This is a genomic window from Flaviflexus salsibiostraticola (assembly GCF_003952265.1).
GTDB lineage: Bacteria > Actinomycetota > Actinomycetes > Actinomycetales > Actinomycetaceae > Flaviflexus > Flaviflexus salsibiostraticola.
Map to the genome: position 1 here is coordinate 76116 of NZ_CP034438.1, position 18945 is coordinate 95060.

Genomic DNA, 18945 nt, shown 5'->3' on the forward strand with positions numbered 1-18945 from the left:
GTGCCATGATCATTCCGGCACTTGAAGGCCTCACTCTGTCGAAGGGCAACGCGGGCGGCACCGATGCCATCATCGTCCCCGACCTCGACGGGCACCGCGATTTCGGACCAGACGACATCGCTCTCATCTGCGACCGGCGAAGCGGCGTAGGCGCCGACGCGCTCATGCGCATCGTCCGCATCGTCGGCGGCACGGGCGAGACAGGCTGGCGTATCGACGCCTGGGACGCCTCCGGCGACCTCATCGATGATCCGGGGCCGCTGGTGCGGCTCGCCGCCCACTATCTGCGCGTCTCGGGACTCATCCTCATGGAGGACGGCCAGACAGTCGACTTCGAGACGGCCGGAGGTCCTCGTGCGGCAACGCGATCGGGCGCGGGCTACGCCGTCGCGGCCGCTCTCGCGCTGCCCGCGAGCGATGAGGGCCTTGAGCGCGGCTTCGACGTGGCGGTCACCCTCGATGGTGTGGACGGGATGATGGCGGGGTTGACGATCAGCTCCGACCGCAGATCCGTCGTCGTCGCAGTCGAGCGGGAGGAGGACCTCACGTCAGCCACTGGCGGCGTCCAATACGATCCGAACCCGAGGGCGCCGGGCCTCGTCCTCGTCCACCCCGAGGGCGACACGGCCTTCCTCGACTTCGATGGAGTCGAACGGCCGGCGACGGTCTTCCAGCTGCGTGCGTTCGAACGCGGGGTTGAGGGGCCTGCCGGGGATCGTTGGGTCCGCGATGCGGCAATCGCGCTCGCGACGTGGGCGGGGGAGTCCGCAACGGGCATCTACCACGCCGAGTCCGGACGTTATCGCACGGAGGTCCGGTTGACCGGTGGCGAGGTCGAGATCACCGGCATGGCCGAGATCGTCGCGGAGTTTATGCTGACGGGGCTCGCCGGCGAGGGTCGCTGACCTTCAGCACCCGGAAGCCGCCAGACGAACCGATCCGGTCGACCTCGTACCCGCGCGTCCCGAGCCACGAGGACAGCGAGTCGGAGCCGAGGTTCTTCGAGACGACGATGTCGGCGTACCCATCCAGGTGCTCGAACCAGTCGAGAAGCAGCTGCTGAAGGGCCGGCTTGCCGATGCGGACAGGCGGGTTGGACCAGATGGCTGCGATGCCGCGCTCGCGGGCGAGTGCGAGCCCCTCATCGGGGTCCGCGACGATAACATTCGTCAACCCGGCGCGAGCGGCGTTGGCGGCAGTCAGTGCTCGAGCCCGTTCGTTGACGTCCACGGCGAGCACGGTCGCGTTGGGGGAGGCGGAGGCCAGTGCGAGAGTGATGGGCCCCCAGCCGCAGCCGACATCGACCAGAAGTCCCTCCTCAGGCGGATCCTCGCAGTATTTGAGCAGAACCTGGGTTCCCTTATCGATTCTGTCGTGAGAGAATACACCGCCCGCCGTCTCGACGGTGAAGACCTCGCCACGGATCGTGAACCGGTGCTCACGCCGCTTGTCTGGTCCGATCGGCTCGGGGGAGAAATAGTGGTCTGACACAGGACCAAACTACCGCACAGGGACGGCACGTGAGAGAATGGCCGTACGAAAAGGAGAGTGCCATCACCCAACGCGATATGAGTTCCCGGGAGGGGACAGCCCTGCAGGCAGACGCAGATTACCGGGCAGATTACACGGGCGACAGCCTCGATCGCGAGGAGCGCTCAGCGCTCCGGCGCGTACCGAATCTCACGACAGAGCTCGACGACATCACCGAGGTCGAATACCGACAGCTCCGCCTCGAGAATGTCATCCTCGTCGGCGTGTGGACCTCGGGAACGGTGGAGGACGCTGAGGTGTCCCTCCGTGAGCTTGCGGCCCTCGCCGAGACTGCGGGATCGGTCGTCCGGGGCGGTGTGCTTCAGAGGCGGGCCAAGCCCGACAACGCGACCTATCTTGGATCGGGCAAGGCCAAGGAGCTCGCTCAGCTCGTCGCCGAGACTGGGGCCGATACCGTCATCGTCGACACCGAGCTGTCCCCGAATCAGCGGCGCAACCTCGAGGACGTGGCGAAGGTCAAGGTCATCGACCGCACCACCCTCATCCTCGACATCTTCGCGCAGCACGCGAAGTCGCGCGAGGGTAAAGCACAGGTCGAGCTCGCCCAGCTCGAGTACCTTCTTCCTCGCCTGCGCGGCTGGGGCGAGTCGATGTCCCGCCAGGCCGGTGGCCGCGTCGGTTCCGGAGACGGCATCGGGGCCCGTGGTCCCGGCGAGACGCAGATCGAGCTCGACCGCCGTCGGATCCACCAGAGGATGGCGAAGCTCAAGCGCGACATCGCGGCCATGGAACCCGCGCGCCGCACCCAGCGCTCCAACCGGCGCCGCAACGCGCTGCCCTCCGTTGTCGTGGTGGGCTACACGAACGCCGGTAAGTCCTCGCTCATGAACCGTCTGACGGATGCGGGGGTGCTCGTCGAGAACGCGCTGTTCGCCACCCTCGATCCGACCGTGCGCCGCAGTGCGACGGAGGATGGGCGCGTGTACACGATCTCGGACACCGTCGGATTCGTCCGGTCGCTGCCAACCCAGCTCGTCGAGGCGTTCCGCTCGACCCTCGAGGAGGCCGCCGAGGCGGACCTTCTTCTCCATGTCGTCGATGCCTCGCATCCGGATCCCGTTGGCCAGGTCGATGCTGTCCACGCGGTCCTCGCCGATGTCGAGGGTGCGGAGGATGTTCACGAGCTCATCATCCTGTCGAAGTCCGATCTGGCGGACCCCGTCGACGTTGCGGCGCTTCGCTCCCGGTACCCGGGCTCGGTCGTCGTGTCCGCGAAGACGGGTGAGGGAATCGAGCTGCTCCGCTCCCGCATCGCCGAACTCCTGCCGCGACCCTCGGTCAAGGTCGACGTCACCGTCCCGTTCGACCGCGGCGATCTCATCTCACGCGCCCACACCGAGGGAGAGATCCTCTCCGAGGAGTACAGCGAAGACGGCACGGTGATCTCCGCTCTTGTCGATCCTGAGCTTGCGGCGGACCTCCGCAGTGCCGGTGATTGATGTTCTCGATGCCGTCGTCGACTCGATCGGCGGCAGCCGCCGAGAGGGGCAGGTCGAGATGGCGGAGGCCGTCTACGATGCCCTCGACGGCGGCGGGCATCTGCTCGTCCAGGCCGGCACCGGTACCGGCAAGTCCATGGGCTATCTCGTGCCCGTCGCAATGTGGTGCGCGAAGACCGGCGGCCGCGCCATCGTCTCCACGGCGACGCTCGCCCTCCAGCGGCAGATCACGCAGGAGGATGCCCCCCGCGTCGTCGACGCTGTCGCCGAGGCAACAGGCGTGCGCGTCAAGACGGCCCTGCTCAAGGGCTGGCAGAACTACGCCTGCCTGAAGAGGATCAACCAGGACGGTCAGGAGGCCCTCTTCGGCGATGGTGAGGCGACCCGCATGGGGGAGCAGGTCGTTCGGGCCCGTCAGTGGGCGCTCGAGTCCGAAACGGGCGACCGGGATGCTCTTGTCCCCGGGGTTCCTGATCTCGTGTGGCGCCAGATCTCGGTGTCGAAGCAGGAGTGTGACGGCCGGGAATGCCCCCTGTTCACCGAGTGCTTCCCTGAGAAGGCAAGGCAGGCCGCCATGGAGGCGGACATCGTCATCACCAACCACGCGATGCTGGGGGTTCAATCCTCGGGTATCGAGGTGCTGCCCCCTGCCGGAGCCATCGTCGTCGACGAGGCGCACGACCTCGTCGGCCGCGTCACCAACCAGTTGACGATCCGCATCGGCTCCTCCGACATCTCTCGCATCTCCCGGATGATGCGGGGGCTGGGCAAGCTCGATTCCGAGTTCGTCCGCCATGGCGACAGTCTTCTCGCCGCCCTGAAGGACGTCGACGGGCGCATGCGACTCATCCCGGACTCCGTGCGGGAGTCCCTGGGCGCGATGGCTCGCGCGCTCAAGGAATCGTGCGAGTCGGAGCAGTGGGCCAAAGCCTTCATGAAGGACGTCGACGATCTGCTCGCCGATGATGGGTGCGTCGTGTGGGCCTCGGAGCAGACCCTCTATGGAGCTCCTCTCGACGTGGCCGGCCCAATCGCCGACAAGATCTTCGCCGAACGAGCCACGGTGCTCACCTCGGCGACCCTCGAGGTCGGGGGCTCCTTCAAGCCGATGGCGCATCAGGTTGGCCTCGCTTTTCCCAGTCAGGGGCCATGGGAAGGAATCGACGTCGGATCGCCCTTCGACTACGGCAGACAGGGAATCCTCTACGTCGGCGCCGATCTGCCGCCGCCCGGCCGCGACGGCCAGAGTGACGAGGCCCTCGAGCGGATGGCAGAGCTCATCCGCTCCTCGGGAGGTGGAGCGCTCGGCCTGTTCTCATCCCGGCGCGGCGCCGAAGCCGCGGCCGAGTACCTGCGCAAGCACCTGGACGTTCCGATCCTCTGCCAGGGCGAGGACCAGCTGTCGACTCTCGTCGACCAGTTCAAGGCGGATGAGCACTCATGCCTCATCGGTACGCTGTCGCTGTGGCAGGGGATCGACATTCCCGGCCCCGCGTGTCGCCTCGTCCTCATCGATCGGATCCCATTCCCCCGGCCGGACGACCCCGTCTCGCAGGCGCGGACAGAGCAGATCTCCCGGCACGGCGGGAACGGTTTCATGCAGGTGTCGGCGACGCACGCCGCCATTCTCCTGGCACAGGCCGCTGGCCGGTTGCTGCGGAGTACGAGCGATCGCGGTGTCGTCGCCGTCTTCGATTCTCGTCTCCTCACGAAGGCATACGGCGCGTACCTGAGGGCGGGGATGCCGCCCATGTGGCCGACCTCCGACCTGGAGATCGCCAAGACGTCACTCGAGCGCCTGAGTCAGAGCCTCGTGACGACGGAGCAGAGCAGCAGGGCATAGCAGCTTCGCCGCGCTCCGGCGGAGTCACATGCGGTGACGATGTGCGCCTCGGGGATCAGAGGGCGCGGATCACGGTGACAACACGGCCGAGGATTGTCGACCTGTCGCCGGGAATCGGGGCATACGCGGGGTTCTGCGGAAGCAGCCAGACGTGTCCGTCCTTCCGGTCGAACGTCTTGACGGTGGCTTCGTCGTCGATGAGTGCGGCGACGATGTCGCCCTTCTCGGCGACCTGCTGGCGTCGGACGACGACCCAGTCGCCATCGAAGATGCCGACGTCGATCATGGAATCGCCGGAGACTTCGAGCATGAACATCTCACCGGTGCCCGTCATCTGACGGGGAATCGAGAAGACCTCCTCAACCATCTGGTCGGCGAGGATGGGTGAGCCGGCGGCGATGCGGCCGACGAGGGGGACCTCAACTGAGTCGGCGTGGGAGAACCCGAGTTCGATCGGGGGATTCTGCCCCGGCATTGCCTCGAGCGCGGCATCGGTCAACATGAGGGTGCGGGGCCTGCGCGGGTCGCGCTCGATGAGGCCCTTCTTCTCCAGCGCGTCGAAGTGGTACTTGACCGAGGAGGGGCTCGAGAGGCCGATGCCGGTGCACGTCTCCCTCACGGTTGGGGCGTACCCATTGTCGGCGATGAACTGTCGCAGGAACTCGAGAATCGTCAGCTGCCGTCCCGAGGGCTTCTCGCTCATGCTCACTCCTGCACCGTGGACCCGGAATCTGTCCGAACCGCTTTCTAAGTTGTGACAAGGATATGCGGAGTCGACAGAGACAATCAAACACTTGTTCTAATCGGCATGTCGTGTATAAGATGCAAACAGATGTTCGAGAACAAACGTTCGACAGAGGAGTCAGATCATGGGTGCTGTGCTCGACAGAAGGTCACACGCAGGGACGCTGAGGCCGGTTGATCTCCCGCGGCTGCGCGCCGTATCGGCTCGCGCTCCCATCGATGTCCCCGCACTGACCGTGACCCGCCCCGAGCGAGTCGAGCTTCAGGCCGTGCCGGACATCGCCCCGGAGCATGAGCGTGATCTTGGAGGAATGGAGCGGCTGGTGGGCGTGCTCAAGGTCGGCATCATCGCCTCCGCCAGCGCAGCCTTTGCGTTCGGTCTTGAGCTCTGGCTCACTTTCTAGGTCAGTGTAAAGTGAAAGGGTGCACTGTCCTTTCTGCCACAATACTGATTCCCGAGTCATCGACTCCCGTTCTCTCGATGACGGGCAGGCGATCCGGCGCCGGCGGGAATGTCCCGCGTGCAAACGCCGATTCACAACCACTGAGACGGCGTCCCTCGTCGTCGTCAAGCGTTCCGGCGCGACCGAGCCGTTCTCCCGCGAAAAGATCATAGCCGGGGTATGGAAGGCCTGTCAGGGTCGCCCAGTCTCCCGCAGTGACCTCGCGGTTCTCGCGAGCCAGGTGGAAGAGGCGGTGCGCGCATCAGGAGCCGCCCACATCAACTCGGACGACATCGGCCGAGTCATTCTCGGCCCGCTCCGCGACCTCGACCAGATCGCTTACCTGCGATTCGCGTCCGTCTATTCGAACTTCGAAACGCTCGACGACTTCCAGCACGCCATTGAAGAGCTTCGCGCAGGTGGATCCAAGGAGTCTGAGGACTGACCTTGCCTCTCCTGCAGACGGAGTTCCACGACTAGATGAGTGCCGCCGCCCTGTTGGGCGGCGGCACTCTTGGCTTCACGGGTGGCCGATCACATCGGCCACCCGGCTTTCATCAATTCTGCGGGGGTGTCGGTCCCTGCTCGTCGTCGTTCGCGGGCTCCGGAGCCGATTGCTGGTTCCTGCCCTCCTGCGGGCGGGTGCGCTCCTCGATCCGCTCGCGCAGTTCGGTGGCGCGTCCCTTGAGATCATCGCCCGTGGCGGAAAGCTTCTTGCGCCACACACCAGCCTGTAATTCGAGGTCCTGGAGCTGGTCGCGCACCGAGCGCCTCATGACCTTGCCGAGCTGGGAGCGGGGGAGTTCATCCATGATCGCGATCGAGCGCGGCATCGAATAATGGGAGAGCTTGTCCTGGGTCCACTTTCGAACGTTTTCGAGGTCAATCGAGGCACCGGGCTCGAGAACGAGCGCGGCAACGACAGCCTCGCCGCGGCTGCCGTCGGGCATGCCGACGACCGCGACATCGTGGATGCCGGGCATCGATCGCACCGCCTCCTCGACCTGTGACGGGTAGATGTTGAAGCCGGAGGTGATGATGAGCTCCTTGCGGCGATCCGCCATGACGAGGAGCCCGTCATCCATCCGCACGAGATCTCCCGTGCGCAGCCACTCGCCGTCGACGAGGGTCTGCTCGGTCTCTTCGGGGTTGTTGAGGTAGCCGACGAAGATATTCGGCCCGCGCACGAGGAGCTCGCCGATCTCGCCCTCGGGAACCTCATTCTCGATGTTCTCCGGGTCGACGATCTTGACGTCGACGGACGGGAACGGCAGTCCGAGGGTTGACGGCCTGCGGGCGGCGGAGACGGGGGAGCCGGAGATGACCGGCGAGGCCTCTGTCATACCGTAGCCCTCGATGAGAAGGGAATCTGTCGCCTCTTCCCAGCGTCGGGCGAGGTCCGGATCGAGCGGCATAGCCCCCGAGACGGAGTAGCGCAGCTTCGTGAATGGCTTATCTCCGTTGAAGGCCTGGAGGATGCGCTCATACATCGGCGGGACACCGCCGAAGAACGTGATCGGGTGCCTCTTGTTCGCCGCAATGAGCATCTCCGGGTCGAATGACGGAAGCACGTTCTGAGTTGCGGCGAGTCCGATCGAGAGGATGAGGGACAGTATCATGCCGAATGCGTGGAAGAACGGCAGGATCGATCCAACGGTCTCCTTTCCGCGCTCGAATTGGAGCCAGGCGATGACCTGCTCGAAGTTCGACATGAGATTGAAGTGGGTGAGGCAGACGGCCTTCGGGGAGCCCGTCGTGCCACCCGTGTGCAGATAGACGGCCACGTCGTGGAGGTCGGGACCCTCTGCGACGAAGGAGGACGGCGCGGAGGCCACCATCTTCTCGAAGGAGTAGACGTGGGCGGGCACCCTGCCCCTCATCTTGTCGCGCTGTGCGCGGGCCGCCTTGACCGGTAGCTTGAGGAGCATCCGTGAGCGCCTCGGCAGGGCCGCCGTCAGATTGACGGCGATGATCGTCCGGCCGGGCAGCATGTCGGCGAGGTCGACGAGCGTCTTCTCCCAGCCGACGACCACCTGGGCGCCATCGTTCTCGATCTGCGCGACGAGCTCCTTCGCGGGGGCGAGCGGGTTGTGCTCGGCGAGGATCGCGCCGATCGACCAGGTCGCGTAGGCGAGCGCCACATGCTGTGTGCAGTTCGGGAGGATCGCGGCGACCACGTCGCCGCGCTTGATGCCGGCCAGCGTCAGCATCGAGGCGGTCTTGCGAACCATCTCTCCGAGCTCTGCGTAGCTGGTCTTCTCACCGATGAAGTCGATGGCATGGCGGGTCGGGAAGTCCGCCACTGCCCGATCGAGCAGATCGGGAAGCGGTTTCGTTGGAAGCTCGATCTCATCCGGGACACCCGGAGAGTAATGCTGACGGGCCATCTTGATCTCCTCACGCAAAATTATGGAACGCACTCCATTTTGCCATGCGGAGCGACGTCAGTCTCGAGAAAGCACCCTCAGACGGATGGTCTCCTCGGCTTCGGCGAGCTCAGCGACGGCTTCCTCTGGAATGTTCGACGAGATGTCGGTCACCGAGTAGCCCACCTGGCCCTGCGTTGCGAGCTGCTGGGCGTCGATGTTGGCACCCGATTCCGCGAAAATCCGGTTGACCTTCGCCAGGGCGCCCGGCATGTTCGAGTGCACCCAGGCTATCCGGTACCGTGCGGATTTGGCAGGGGAGTCGACGATCTGCGGCATATTGATCGACATGTCGGTCGCGCCCTTGCGGTAATAGGACACAAGCTTTTCGGACACGAACAGGCCGATGGCCCGCTGCGCCTCCTCGGTCGAGCCGCCGACGTGAGGCGTGAGGATGACATTGGGCAGGCCCGTGAGGACCGAATCGAAGTGATCGCCGTTGGCGCGGGGCTCAGTCGGGAAGACGTCGACACCGGCACCCGCGATCGAACCGTCTTCGATTCGGGCGGCGAGCGCATCGATATCGACGAGGAAGCCGCGCGACAGGTTGAGGAAAATCGCTCCGGGCTTCATCATCGCGAACTCCTTCTCGCCGAAGAGGTTCCTGTTGGAGGCGCGGCCGTCGACGTGGATGGAGACGATGTCGGCGACCTCGAGGAGCTCCTCCATCGAGTTCATGCGGCGAGCGTTGCCGATGATGAGCTTCTCGGCCGTGTCGTAGAAGACGACCCTCATGCCGAGCGCCTCGGCGACGACCGAGAGCTGCATACCGATGTTGCCGAAACCGATGATGCCGAGAGTGCGACCACGGACCTCGTGGGCGCCGACGGCGGACTTCTCCCAGATGCCACGGTGCAGCGCATCGTTCTGGACAGGAAGGCGGCGCGAGAGCGAGATGATCTCGCCGATGGCCAGCTCGACAACGGATCGCGTATTCGAGTACGGGGCGTTGAAGACGGCGACGCCGCGGTTCGTGGCGGCCTCGAGGTCGATCTGGTTGGTGCCGATCGCGAAGGTGCCGATGGCGAGCAGATCGGGGTGTGCGTCGATGACCTTCTGGGTCACCTCGGTCTTCGATCGGATGCCCAGCATGTCGAAGCCCTCGAGGGCCTCGATGAGGTCGGACTCGTCGAGCGCACCGTGGTGGCGCACGACCTCGATGCCGGCGCGGACGAACGCGGCATCAGCATTTGAATGGGGATTTTCAAGAAGCAGGGCACGGGTCATTGCTCTATCTTCGCGCCACCGGCGCCGCCTCGGCAAATGAAACCCATCTGCTGAGAAGCTATGCGTCGAAGATCTCTCGAGCCGACGGATCGCACTCGTCGAGGAATGCGGAGATCCGGTCGACTTCGGCTGTCTCGCCGATTGCCGCGGCGGCGCGGCCGAGGCAATGGAGCGCCTGGAGGAAACCGCGGTTCGGTTCATGTGAGGCAGGGACGGGGCCCTTGCCCCGCCAACCAGCCCTGCGCAGCGCGTCGAGGCCGCGGTGATAGCCGACTCGTGCGTATGCATAGGAATCGAGCTCGCGGCCCTCGGTCCAGGCCAGCTCCGCGAGTCGCGCCCACGCGAGGGGCGACTGCGGATGCCGGCGGGCGACCTCGTCGGGTGCTGCGCTCTCGATGAGCGCGCGAACCTCAGGCTCGTCAGGCAGGTGCGTGGCCTCAGGGCCGATTGAGATGTGCATCAGATCTCCGTTCCAGGGGTGAGGATGAGGTGCTGGGTGGGCCGCGTCATGGCGACATAGAGGTCACCCGGCTCCGCTATTGTCCCATCGACGATGACCGAGTCGAACTCGAGCCCCTTCGCTTCCCGCGGCGTCATCGTATGGATCTGCGGATGATCGATGGCGGGCGGGTTCTCGGAGATGATGGCGATGAGGCCCTGGCCCTCACCGTATTCGGCGGTGAGGAACGCGAGCTCCTGCTCGATCGCGACGTCCAGCTCCTCGTATCGGAGAGAGCGGTCGACCTCGCGAACGGCGTTGACCGGATGGCGGAGGCTGATGCCGCGCCGGTTCATCGCCGCCTCGGCCTCCTCGAGTACAGCCGCCGGAGTGCGGTAGGAGATCGTCAGCACCTCTTCTCGCATATGGCTCGCGAGCGGTCCGAGCAGCTCTCGCCAGCCGCCCTCGGGGGCGCCCGACGGGCGCTGATCGAGGTCGCCGACGATCGTCAGCGACCGGGACGGGACACGCCGGGCAACCATGCGCCACGCGAGGGGCGACAGCTCCTGGGCCTCGTCGACGACGACGTGCCCGTACGCCCACGTGCGGTCCTGTGCGGCGCGTTCCGCCAGGGGGAGGCGCCTGCCGCCCTGGCGCTGGCGCTCCGCCAGCATCCTGCCGGTGACGATACCGCCGCCGAGGTCCATGCTCGCCAGTGTCGCGCTCGCGTACGATTCGAGGCTGTCGTCGTCCGACTCCGCCGCGGGAACGTCGCCGAGCAGCTCGGCGAGCTCGTCGAGGATTGGAATGTCGGCCTCGGTGAAACCGGATCCTCGCGGTCGCTCGAGCAGGGCACGCTCGTCGTCCGACAGTTCGGGTGCGAGCCGCTTGAGCAGACCGGGGTGGGCATAGAGGTGCTCGAGGAGCCACGTCGGAGTCGCGGGCAGCCAGCAGAGATTGACGGCGCGGCGGACCTGCTCGTTGGACGCGATGTCGGCCTTGAGCCAGTCCTGCTCCTCCGTGTCCGAGACTTCGAGGTACTTCCTCACGAGCTCCTCGATGACGGCGCGGGCGTAGGACTGGCGCGCCTCATTGTGCGGCCGATCGCCGCGGCGGGCACGCGCGTGGCCGATCGCGATGACGTCGGGCGTCAGCTCGATATCGAAGGAGTTGATCCGGAGGGTCGTCGGCGTCGTGAGCGGGCGCTGGAGATAGTCGACGGCGCGCCGCGCGATTCGGACCCAGACGGCTCTGCCCTTGATCTCCTCGACCTCAGGGCGGTCGACTCCGGTCGCGGTCACCCCTGGGAGAAGATCGGCGACGGTCGACGACACGACGTCGGATTCGCCGAGCGAGGGCAGGACGCGTGAGATGTAGGAGAGGAACGAGGGGGAGGGCCCGAGGATGAGGACGCCGGAGTTCGCGAGCCGGTTGCGGTGCGCGTAGAGCAGGTAGGCGGCGCGGTGGAGTGCGACGGCGGTCTTGCCGGTGCCGGGGCCGCCCTGAACGATGAGGACGCCGGTGGAGTCGGCGCGGATGATGCGGTCCTGCTCAACCTGAATGGTGGCGACGATGTCCCCCATGTGGCCCTGACGGGCGGAGCCGAGAGAGGCCATGAGGGCGCCCTCGCCGGTGAGGTTGAGATTGGCGGTCGCCTCCGTATCCGACGTCAACAGCTCATCCTCGACCGAGATGACCTTCCGCAGGCGGGACTGGATGTGGCGGCGGCGCACCATGCCCTGTGGGTTGAGGGCCGTGGCCTGGTAGAACGGCTCGGCCTGAGGGGCTCGCCAATCGAGAAGAATCACATTGCGATCCTCGTCACGGAGCCCGATGCGCCCGATATGGCCCACGTCACCCGATTCGGTGTCGAGCCTGCCGAGGACCAGCTGGTGCTCGACGTGCGACAGGCGGGCGAGATGGTCCTCGTAATCTGCCGCGAACGAGTCTCGTTGGAACAGCTCCTCGGGGTTCCCGCGACCCCCCTGTCGGCGGATCTCCGCCAGTTTGCGGGTGTAGCCCGCAGCTAAGGAGTCGAGCCGTGAGTACGCCCTGTCGACGTAGGCCTGCTCCTCGGAAACTGCATCCATTGATTCTCCATCGCTCATGAGACATACAATTATCCAAGAGAGACAACTGGTTGTCATCATCGAGCGGAGGTGGAGCATGACGGACCTGCTGGAATTCACGTCGGATCCCGACGAGGCCCCGCAGCAGATCTCGACACTCATCTGCGCGGTCGGCGGAGGCCCGTTCGACGCCGGGGGGATCGCGGGATCGATCGCCCAATCCTTCGGAGAGGGCGAACTCATCGCCTCCTTCGACCCGGATCTCATCTTCGACTTCCGCTCCGAGCGGCCCATGATCACCTTCGAGAACGGCGCAATGACCCGCATGGTCGACCCGCGCCTCGACGTGTTCGTCGTCGAGGACATCGAGGGCGAAAAGCTTCTCATCCTGCGCGGCAACGAGCCGGATCTGCGCTGGCATTCGCTTGCCGAGGGCGTGCTTCAGCTCGCGACCCAGTTCGGCGTGGAGAAGTTCTACGCCATCGGCGGATTGCCGTCCGGGATACCGCACACGAGACCGGTCGATCTGCTCATCCGCGGTTATCGCCGGACCCACCCCGAGCAGGACGCGACCTACATTCAGTCCGTCAACTTCTCCGAGTTCCTCGTCTACACACTGGGCACGTCCGGAATCGACACGTCATCGGTCCTCGCCCGGGTGCCCTTCTACCTCGTCAACGGCGTCTATGCCGCGGCTGCGGGTGCGGTAGCCACGTTCGTGGCCGACGATTCGGGACTGGCGCTGCCCGTCGGCGACCTCGAGCGCGTCGCCCAGACCGAGTCCGACCAGATTGAGGCCGTGTACGGCGAGCAGGAGGACTTCCGCTCGCTCGTCGCCTCCCTCGAGGACGACTACGACACGGAGGGGCCGAACTCGGGCTTCATCCTGCCCAATGATGAGCTTCCAGAGATCCCCACCGCTGACGAGATCGGGGAGGCCGCGGAGAAGTACCTGGCTCGTCGCACCGACAGGCCCCAGCGGAAGCGGGGTCGGCACGCCCGACGCCCAGAGGAGTAGTCTGTGCGGATCTGGCTGGCGGGTATGGCCATCTACATTATGGCCATCGCCGCACGCACCAGCTTCGGCGTCGCATCGCTCGACGCGCTCGCCCGATTCGACATCTCGGCAGCGGAGCTGTCGATGTTCACCGTCATCCAGCTCGGCGTCTATGCGGCCTGCCAGATTCCGCTCGGCATGCTCCTCGATCGCTTCGGCTCGCGGCCGATTCTCGTCATCGGCGCCATCATCCTCGCGGGCGGCCAGATCTGGCTTGCGCTCGCCGCCACCTATCCGTCGGCGCTTGCCGCCCGGGTTCTCATCGGCATGGGCGATGCCTCGGCGTTCACGTCTGTGCTCCGGCTCGTTCCGCAGTGGTTCCCGCCGCGACGGGTGCCGCTGTTCACGCAGCTGACGGGAATCGGCGGTCAGGCGGGGCAGGTCATCTCCTCCATCCCGTTCGCGATGATGCTCGCCCGGTTCGGGTGGGAGACCGCCTTCATCTCGCTCGGGCTCACGGGCGCGGCGGTCGCCCTCATCGCCGCCCTCTTCATCAGGGAGAAGGAGAGGTTCTCGACGTCGACGACGAAGACGAGCGGGGGTACCTTCAGCCACCCGGGGGTGTGGCAGGGCTTCTGGACGCACTTCACCCTCGGTTTCCCGGGGCACGTCTTCCTCCTGCTGTGGGGAGTGCCGTTCATGGTCGCCAACGGCATCGACCAGCAGACGGCGGCGGCCATGCTCATCATCGCCGCCGCCGCGGGCGTCGTCACCGGGCCGCTCGTCGCACGCATGACCTCACGGCATCCGCTGCGCCGGCCGATGCCGATCGTGGCCATCATCGCGGTCTTCACTCTCTCGTGGGCGTACCTGCTGCTCATTCCGCGACCGATCCGCCTGTGGGAGTTCGCGGTGCTCCTCGTCGTCATCGCCCTGACCGGATCCGGCTCGTCGATCGCCTTCGATCTCGGTCGCACGGCAGTCCCGCTCAGCAGGCTCGGCACCGCGAACGGCATGATCAATCAGGGAGGCTTCGTCGCCGCGCTCAGCGCGTCCTTCCTCATCGGGCTCGTCCTCGACTGGCGGGCACCGGACGGCGACTACAGTACGGGCGACTTCAAGCTCGCTATGGCCTCGCAGTTCATCATCGTCGCGATCGGTGTCGTCGGCTTCCTCGCGGTCAGCCCCTTCGCGAAACGTCGATTCGAGAGGGACCGGGGACTGCGAATCGTCCCTGCGAGGGTCGCGATCGAGCGGATCATTCGGGAACGTCGTGCAGAGGCGCGGCGGAGGGAATCAGATCAGAGTAGAGCCGGGCGGGCAGCGGGAGACGATGCACCTCCCGGTGCATAGCCGGCCAGGGGGCCATCGAGGCGCCGACCGTGATGTTGCCGTAGCGCCTGCCCGACCAGACGGCGGGATCGGTGATGGCGACGACGTGGTCGAACACCGCCATGAGGGTGGCGAGCTCCGGCTTGTAGTGGCGGGAGAGATTGACGAGATAGACGCCGTCGGGTGCCAGAGCGCTCCTCGCATCGACCGCCGCCTCGTACGTCATGAGCTGATAGGGGACCGTCCCCTGGGCGAAGGCGTCCCGCACGATGATGTCCCAGCCACGGCCGGCCTGGCCCCGCATGACCGAGCGGCCCTCCGCGACCCTGATCCGCAGCTGCGGTGACCGGGGGAGGGGAAACCATTCGCGGACCTTCTCGGCGAGAATCGTGTCGATCTCGACGGCGAGCTGGTGGGCCTGGGGGTGGGAGGAGGAGAATGCGCGGGCCAGCGCGCATCCGGCCCCGCCGATGTGGAGGGCCCTCATCTTCGTGCCCCGCGGGCGGGCCGCCTCGGCGAGGATGCGCATGTGCTGCATGTACTCGAACTCGAGGTACTCGGGGTCGTCCAGATCGATCGCCGACGAGGGCACCCCGTCCAGATAGAGTATGAGCAGCGAAGGGCGATCGGGATCGACCTCGATGCGGGCGGTTCCCATCGTCGTCATTTCTTCCATGCCCACCAGCCTAAGGGAGGCGTCCATGTCTCGCGGCCCGCGCTCGGCCTCCGCCCGCCGGTCACTCGGCAGCGATGACTCGCAGACGCCGATCCTCCACGTCGACATGGATGCGTTCTTCGTCGAGGTCGAACTCCTTGAAAGGCCACACCTGCGCGGCCTGCCGGTCGCTGTGGGCGGCGCGGAGCGCGGCGTCGTCACCTCAGCGTCCTACGAGGCACGCTCCTTCGGTGTCAATTCCGCCATGCCGGTGGCGCAGGCGAAGCGCCTCTGCCCCGACCTCATCATGATCCCCGTCCGGCACGGCGTGTACTCGGCGGTGTCCCGCCGCGTCATGGAGATCCTCGGCTCGTTCACGCCACTGCTCGAACAGGTCTCCGTCGACGAGGCGTTCCTCGACGTGTCGGGCGACCGGAGGCGCACCCCCGTCCAGATCGCCACTCTCATCCGCGAGGAGATCAGGGCCAGGGAGGGAGTGCCCGCCTCCGTCGGCATCGCCGCCACCAAGCACGTCGCGAAGATCGCCTCCGCGCACGCGAAGCCCGACGGTCTACTCCTCGTCCCCAGGTCCGAGACCGCCGCCTTCCTCGGCGAGCTGCCGCTCGGCGCGATCTGGGGCGTCGGCGAGGCGACGAGAAAACGGCTCGAGCAGCGCGGCATCCGCTCCGTCTCCGATATTCGAGAGCTCTCACGTGACGACCTCGAGCGCGTGCTCGGCAGGTCGGGGGTGAAGCTGTGGGAGCTCGCGAACGGGATCGACCCGCGCCCCGTCGTCACCTCGCGGCCGGAGAAGTCGATCGGCAGGGAGGAGACGTCGTTCGATCTGCTCACCGATCCGGACCACGTGCGGGCGCGGATGCTCGAGCAGGCCCATGACTGTGCGCGGCGCCTGCGCGCCCGCTCGCTCGTCGCATGGCGCGTCACCATCAAGGTCCGCGACGCCTCCTTCACGACCATCACCCGCTCCCACACCCTTCAGGCCCCGACAAACCTCGCCCACGAGATCTACCGCGTGGCATCGACGCTGCTGGAGATGCCGCGCGGCGGGGTGCGCCTCATCGGGGTGCGGGTGGAGAACCTCGAGCCGGGGGACTCGGGCCAGGCCACGCTCGAGGACGGCGGACGCACCGAGCAGGCTGAAAAAGCCCTGGACACAATCAGGAAACGCTTCGGGACGGGGGCAGTGGGACCCGGCACCCTGCTATCGGGATCGGAGGGGGAGCGGCTATGATGGGGAGGTACGACACTAGGGAGGTTGCCATGGCGCTGTCGGAATACGAGCAGAAGATGCTCGAGCAGCTCGAGGCTCAGCTCCGCGACGAGGATCCTAAGCTCGCTGAGTCATTTCAACCTGCCCGTCAGGTCTCGCTCAAGAGGCTCGTCCTCGGAGTGTTCATCATCGTCGCCGGTCTCGGCGTCCTCGTCGCCGCGGTCGCCTTCAGCCTGAGCTGGCTGGGCATCATCGGCTTCGTCGTCATGCTCGGCGGAGCGATGTACACGTTCTCAGGCCCGATCGGGTCAATCTCGGCCAATTCTGGGTCCACACAGCCGAGCGGGGACCCGAAGGCCTCCTTCATGTCCCGCCAAGAGGAGATGTGGAACCGCCGCCGCGAGCAGGACGGCCGCTGACCCCCACATCCCTCCACCGCTTTCGATGACCCGGCTTCGGCCGGGTTTTTCGTGCGCTCAGAGTGCCCAGCGCGACGCTCCGAGCCGAGCGGACGCTCCGCGCGATTCGGCCGTGCCTGAGAGACCCCTGAAGGGACCTTTTCCCCTCCACCCGCCAATCCCTTGTCATTGCAGTGAATTCTCGATGAGACGCACGCGTTTGCCCTTGCACGTGGGGGGAAGTGGGGTAAAGTGGGGCGCAGTTGATGGCCGGGGAGGTGTATCAGATGTTCCTAGGCACGTACGAGCCCAAACTCGACGACAAGGGACGCCTGATTCTGCCTGCCAAGTACCGTGAGCAGCTCGCTGGCGGTCTGGTCATCACGCGCGGTCAAGAGCACTGTCTCTATGTGTTCAAGGTCGAGGACTTCATGCAGATGCAGGAGGACGCCCGGAAGGCCCCCCTCTCCAACAAGGAGGCCCGCAACTATCTGCGGGTTTTCCTCTCGGGAGCGGTCGACCAGGAGCCCGACAAGCAGGGTCGGATCACGATCCCTGCGAACCTGCGGGCGTATGCGGACCTCGAGCGCGACCTCGCGGTCATCGGCGCGGGCAGCCGCGTCGAGATCTGGAACTCGCAGGCATGGACCAGCTTCCTGGAAGAGCAGGAGGCCGCGTTCGCCGAGCGGGACGAAGAGATCATCCCAGGAGTTCTATAGCCGTCTTGGCGGCGGCCCCCTCCCGTGGTTCTGGCACCAATTCCCCAATGCCAGAGATACGGGAGGGGACCACCGTCAAGGCTTCATCAGGAGGTGCCATGAGCGCAGCAGACAAGCATGTTCCCGTGCTCGTCGACACCTGCATGGAGCTCCTCGCGCCCGCACTCGACGGTCCCGCCCTCCTGTTCGATGCGACGCTCGGCATGGGCGGCCACACCGAGGCGGCGCTGACGAGGTTCCCCGAGCTCCGTGTCGTCGGGATCGACCGCGACCCGGAGGCGATCCGGCTTGCCTCGGAGAGGCTGGCCCCCTTCGGGGACCGGTTCACCGCCGAGCATGCTGAGTACGACATGATCGACGAGATCGCCGAGAAGCATGGTCGACCGAACGCGATCCTCATGGATCTCGGCGTCTCCTCCCTCCAGCTCGACGACGCGAGCCGCGGCTTCGCCTACTCCCAGGACGCTCCGCTCGACATGCGGATGGACACCTCGCAGGGACGGACGGCGGCTGAGCTCATCGCCGAGTCCTCCCATGGGGAGCTCGCCCGGATCATCTCCCATTACGGGGAGGAGAAGTTCGCGTCGCGGATCGCGTCGCGGATCGTCGAGCACCCGAACAGGGCGTCGCTGACCACAGCCGAGCTCGCCGAGCTCGTCAAGTCCGCGATCCCGGCCGCGGCCCGACGAACGGGCGGCAACCCGGCGAAGCGGACGTTCCAGGCTCTGCGCATCGCGGTCAACGATGAGCTCGGCATCCTCGAGCGGGCGATCCCGCGGGCAATGGCGGTGCTCCAGGTCGGCGGCAGACTCGTCGTCGAGTCATATCACTCGCTCGAGGACCGCATCGTCAAACGGGCCATGCAGGGCATGTCAGCCTCGACGACACCGATCGGCGTCCCGATCCAGATGGACTCCCCACCCTTCCGACTTCTCACCAAACGTGCGATTCAGGCCGATGAGGCCGAGATCGCGGCGAATCCCCGATCAGCGTCGGTACGTGTCCGTGCCTGCGAAAAACTCCACGAAGGAAGACGATGAGCGCTACAGCCCATGCACCAGCTCGCCCTGCACGCCGGCCCATCGTCGCTGGTCTGCCCACGATCGAAGTTGTCCCCAGCCCCGCACCAGTCCGGGGCTTCGTTGCCGCAACGGTCGTCTGCATCCTGCTCTTCTGCGGTGCGCTCGCGACCGTCTTCGGGCTCAACACCGCGATGGTGGAAGGGGCGTACGAGATCCAGCAGAAGCAGGTCCTGCTCAATGATCTTGCCGACACCCAGGGCACCCTGACCGACCAGATCGCGGAGGCCTCGACAGCCGTCGAACTGCGGGTCCGTGCCGAAGCCCTCGGGCTAGTCCCAGCTGCTGAGATTCGACACGTTGACCTGGGAGAAGGTGTCGTTAGCGCCGGCATCGGAGGCAACGCGCCATAA

The 18945-nt window shown here is 66.1% G+C and carries 19 protein-coding genes; 12 read left to right on the forward strand and 7 right to left on the reverse strand.

The window, feature by feature from the left end; translation table 11 throughout:
- Positions 1 to 5: 5 nt before the first annotated feature.
- On the forward strand, positions 6 to 905 hold the full coding sequence (locus tag EJO69_RS00390; RefSeq protein ID WP_126037713.1) for a diaminopimelate epimerase: 900 nt from the start codon (positions 6 to 8) through the stop codon (positions 903 to 905).
- On the opposite strand, the gene EJO69_RS00395 is transcribed toward EJO69_RS00390, so the two are convergent.
- Entirely contained in the window at positions 871 to 1491 is a 621-nt protein-coding gene (locus EJO69_RS00395; RefSeq protein ID WP_126037716.1) for a class I SAM-dependent methyltransferase, read from the reverse strand. The two genes, EJO69_RS00390 and EJO69_RS00395, sit on opposite strands and share 35 nt — an antisense overlap.
- A gap of 77 nt (positions 1492 to 1568) precedes the next feature.
- Here EJO69_RS00395 and hflX point away from each other — a divergent pair, with 77 nt between their 5' ends.
- Both hflX and EJO69_RS00405 read left to right on the forward strand, forming a co-directional pair.
- Positions 1569 to 2990 carry a GTPase HflX gene (hflX, locus tag EJO69_RS00400; protein ID WP_126037718.1) on the forward strand — a complete coding sequence of 474 codons (1422 nt, stop codon included), beginning with the start codon at positions 1569 to 1571 and terminating at the stop codon, positions 2988 to 2990.
- Positions 2977 to 4833 carry an ATP-dependent DNA helicase gene (locus EJO69_RS00405; protein ID WP_245993683.1) on the forward strand — a complete coding sequence of 619 codons (1857 nt, stop codon included), beginning with the start codon at positions 2977 to 2979 and terminating at the stop codon, positions 4831 to 4833. Before hflX ends, EJO69_RS00405 begins: the two co-directional genes overlap by 14 nt.
- A 55-nt stretch (positions 4834 to 4888) precedes the next feature.
- Here the strand turns inward: EJO69_RS00405 and lexA are convergent, their stop codons facing one another.
- Positions 4889 to 5536, reverse strand: a complete 648-nt coding sequence (lexA, locus tag EJO69_RS00410) for a transcriptional repressor LexA (protein ID WP_126037721.1) — start codon at positions 5534 to 5536, stop codon at positions 4889 to 4891.
- Positions 5537 to 5702: 166 nt separating this feature from the next.
- Here lexA and EJO69_RS00415 point away from each other — a divergent pair, with 166 nt between their 5' ends.
- On the forward strand, positions 5703 to 5981 hold the full coding sequence (locus EJO69_RS00415) for a hypothetical protein (protein WP_126037724.1): 279 nt from the start codon (positions 5703 to 5705) through the stop codon (positions 5979 to 5981).
- Positions 5982 to 6000: 19 nt separating this feature from the next.
- On the forward strand, positions 6001 to 6465 hold the full coding sequence (gene nrdR, locus EJO69_RS00420; protein WP_126037727.1) for a transcriptional regulator NrdR: 465 nt from the start codon (positions 6001 to 6003) through the stop codon (positions 6463 to 6465).
- A 112-nt stretch (positions 6466 to 6577) separates the two neighbouring features.
- Here nrdR and EJO69_RS00425 read toward each other — a convergent pair whose 3' ends face one another.
- Genes EJO69_RS00425 through EJO69_RS00440 form a run of 4 tightly spaced genes read right to left on the reverse strand, consistent with a single transcriptional unit; the run spans position 6578 to position 12202 of the window.
- Positions 6578 to 8407, reverse strand: coding sequence for an AMP-binding protein (locus tag EJO69_RS00425; protein ID WP_126037730.1), 1830 nt, complete (start codon positions 8405 to 8407; stop codon positions 6578 to 6580).
- A 57-nt stretch (positions 8408 to 8464) separates the two neighbouring features.
- Positions 8465 to 9709, reverse strand: a complete 1245-nt coding sequence (serA, locus tag EJO69_RS00430; protein WP_281272844.1) for a phosphoglycerate dehydrogenase — start codon at positions 9707 to 9709, stop codon at positions 8465 to 8467.
- Between the two features lie 22 nt (positions 9710 to 9731).
- The gene (locus EJO69_RS00435) at positions 9732 to 10133 is read right to left on the reverse strand and encodes a DUF3151 domain-containing protein (RefSeq protein ID WP_126037735.1); all 402 of its coding nucleotides are present in this window, start codon (positions 10131 to 10133) and stop codon (positions 9732 to 9734) included.
- Positions 10133 to 12202, reverse strand: coding sequence for a HelD family protein (locus tag EJO69_RS00440; protein WP_245993686.1), 2070 nt, complete (start codon positions 12200 to 12202; stop codon positions 10133 to 10135). Before EJO69_RS00440 ends, EJO69_RS00435 begins: the two co-directional genes overlap by 1 nt.
- Before the next feature lie 76 nt (positions 12203 to 12278).
- On the opposite strand from EJO69_RS00440, the gene EJO69_RS00445 reads away from it, so the two are divergent.
- Both EJO69_RS00445 and EJO69_RS00450 read left to right on the forward strand, forming a co-directional pair.
- Positions 12279 to 13199: a PAC2 family protein gene (locus EJO69_RS00445; protein WP_164519805.1), complete on the forward strand. Its 921-nt coding sequence runs from the start codon at positions 12279 to 12281 to the stop codon at positions 13197 to 13199.
- Positions 13200 to 13202: 3 nt separating this feature from the next.
- A complete protein-coding gene (locus EJO69_RS00450; protein ID WP_126037744.1) occupies positions 13203 to 14531 on the forward strand; it encodes an MFS transporter in 1329 nt (442 codons plus the stop codon).
- On the opposite strand, the gene EJO69_RS00455 is transcribed toward EJO69_RS00450, so the two are convergent.
- Positions 14437 to 15186: a spermidine synthase gene (locus EJO69_RS00455; protein ID WP_126037747.1), complete on the reverse strand. Its 750-nt coding sequence runs from the start codon at positions 15184 to 15186 to the stop codon at positions 14437 to 14439. The genes EJO69_RS00450 and EJO69_RS00455 overlap by 95 nt on opposite strands.
- A 25-nt stretch (positions 15187 to 15211) precedes the next feature.
- Here EJO69_RS00455 and dinB point away from each other — a divergent pair, with 25 nt between their 5' ends.
- The 5 genes from dinB (at position 15212) to ftsL (ending at position 18945) form a co-directional block, all read left to right on the forward strand.
- A complete protein-coding gene (gene dinB, locus EJO69_RS00460; protein WP_126037750.1) occupies positions 15212 to 16417 on the forward strand; it encodes a DNA polymerase IV in 1206 nt (401 codons plus the stop codon).
- A gap of 29 nt (positions 16418 to 16446) precedes the next feature.
- Positions 16447 to 16815, forward strand: a complete 369-nt coding sequence (locus tag EJO69_RS00465) for a DUF3040 domain-containing protein (protein WP_164519806.1) — start codon at positions 16447 to 16449, stop codon at positions 16813 to 16815.
- A 266-nt stretch (positions 16816 to 17081) separates the two neighbouring features.
- Positions 17082 to 17513 (forward strand): division/cell wall cluster transcriptional repressor MraZ, encoded by a 432-nt coding sequence (mraZ, locus tag EJO69_RS00470; RefSeq protein WP_126037756.1) that lies wholly within the window; start codon positions 17082 to 17084, stop codon positions 17511 to 17513.
- Positions 17514 to 17611: 98 nt separating this feature from the next.
- Complete coding sequence (gene rsmH, locus EJO69_RS00475) at positions 17612 to 18553, forward strand: 16S rRNA (cytosine(1402)-N(4))-methyltransferase RsmH (protein WP_245993688.1); 942 nt, start codon at positions 17612 to 17614, stop codon at positions 18551 to 18553.
- Positions 18550 to 18945, forward strand: a complete 396-nt coding sequence (gene ftsL, locus EJO69_RS00480; RefSeq protein WP_126037762.1) for a cell division protein FtsL — start codon at positions 18550 to 18552, stop codon at positions 18943 to 18945. Before rsmH ends, ftsL begins: the two co-directional genes overlap by 4 nt.

Coding starts and splice junctions, on each gene's coding strand:
- lexA (WP_126037721.1), bottom strand. CDS start 5,536: ATGAGCGAGAAGCCCTCGGGACGGCAGCTGACGATTCTCGAGTTCCTG.
- EJO69_RS00390 (WP_126037713.1), top strand. CDS start 6: ATGATCATTCCGGCACTTGAAGGCCTCACTCTGTCGAAGGGCAACGCG.
- ftsL (WP_126037762.1), top strand. CDS start 18,550: ATGAGCGCTACAGCCCATGCACCAGCTCGCCCTGCACGCCGGCCCATC.
- EJO69_RS00440 (WP_245993686.1), bottom strand. CDS start 12,202: ATGGATGCAGTTTCCGAGGAGCAGGCCTACGTCGACAGGGCGTACTCA.
- EJO69_RS00455 (WP_126037747.1), bottom strand. CDS start 15,186: ATGGAAGAAATGACGACGATGGGAACCGCCCGCATCGAGGTCGATCCC.
- EJO69_RS00465 (WP_164519806.1), top strand. CDS start 16,447: ATGGCGCTGTCGGAATACGAGCAGAAGATGCTCGAGCAGCTCGAGGCT.
- hflX (WP_126037718.1), top strand. CDS start 1,569: ATGAGTTCCCGGGAGGGGACAGCCCTGCAGGCAGACGCAGATTACCGG.
- EJO69_RS00425 (WP_126037730.1), bottom strand. CDS start 8,407: ATGGCCCGTCAGCATTACTCTCCGGGTGTCCCGGATGAGATCGAGCTT.
- EJO69_RS00435 (WP_126037735.1), bottom strand. CDS start 10,133: ATGCACATCTCAATCGGCCCTGAGGCCACGCACCTGCCTGACGAGCCT.
- mraZ (WP_126037756.1), top strand. CDS start 17,082: ATGTTCCTAGGCACGTACGAGCCCAAACTCGACGACAAGGGACGCCTG.
- EJO69_RS00445 (WP_164519805.1), top strand. CDS start 12,279: ATGACGGACCTGCTGGAATTCACGTCGGATCCCGACGAGGCCCCGCAG.
- EJO69_RS00415 (WP_126037724.1), top strand. CDS start 5,703: ATGGGTGCTGTGCTCGACAGAAGGTCACACGCAGGGACGCTGAGGCCG.
- dinB (WP_126037750.1), top strand. CDS start 15,212: ATGTCTCGCGGCCCGCGCTCGGCCTCCGCCCGCCGGTCACTCGGCAGC.
- rsmH (WP_245993688.1), top strand. CDS start 17,612: ATGAGCGCAGCAGACAAGCATGTTCCCGTGCTCGTCGACACCTGCATG.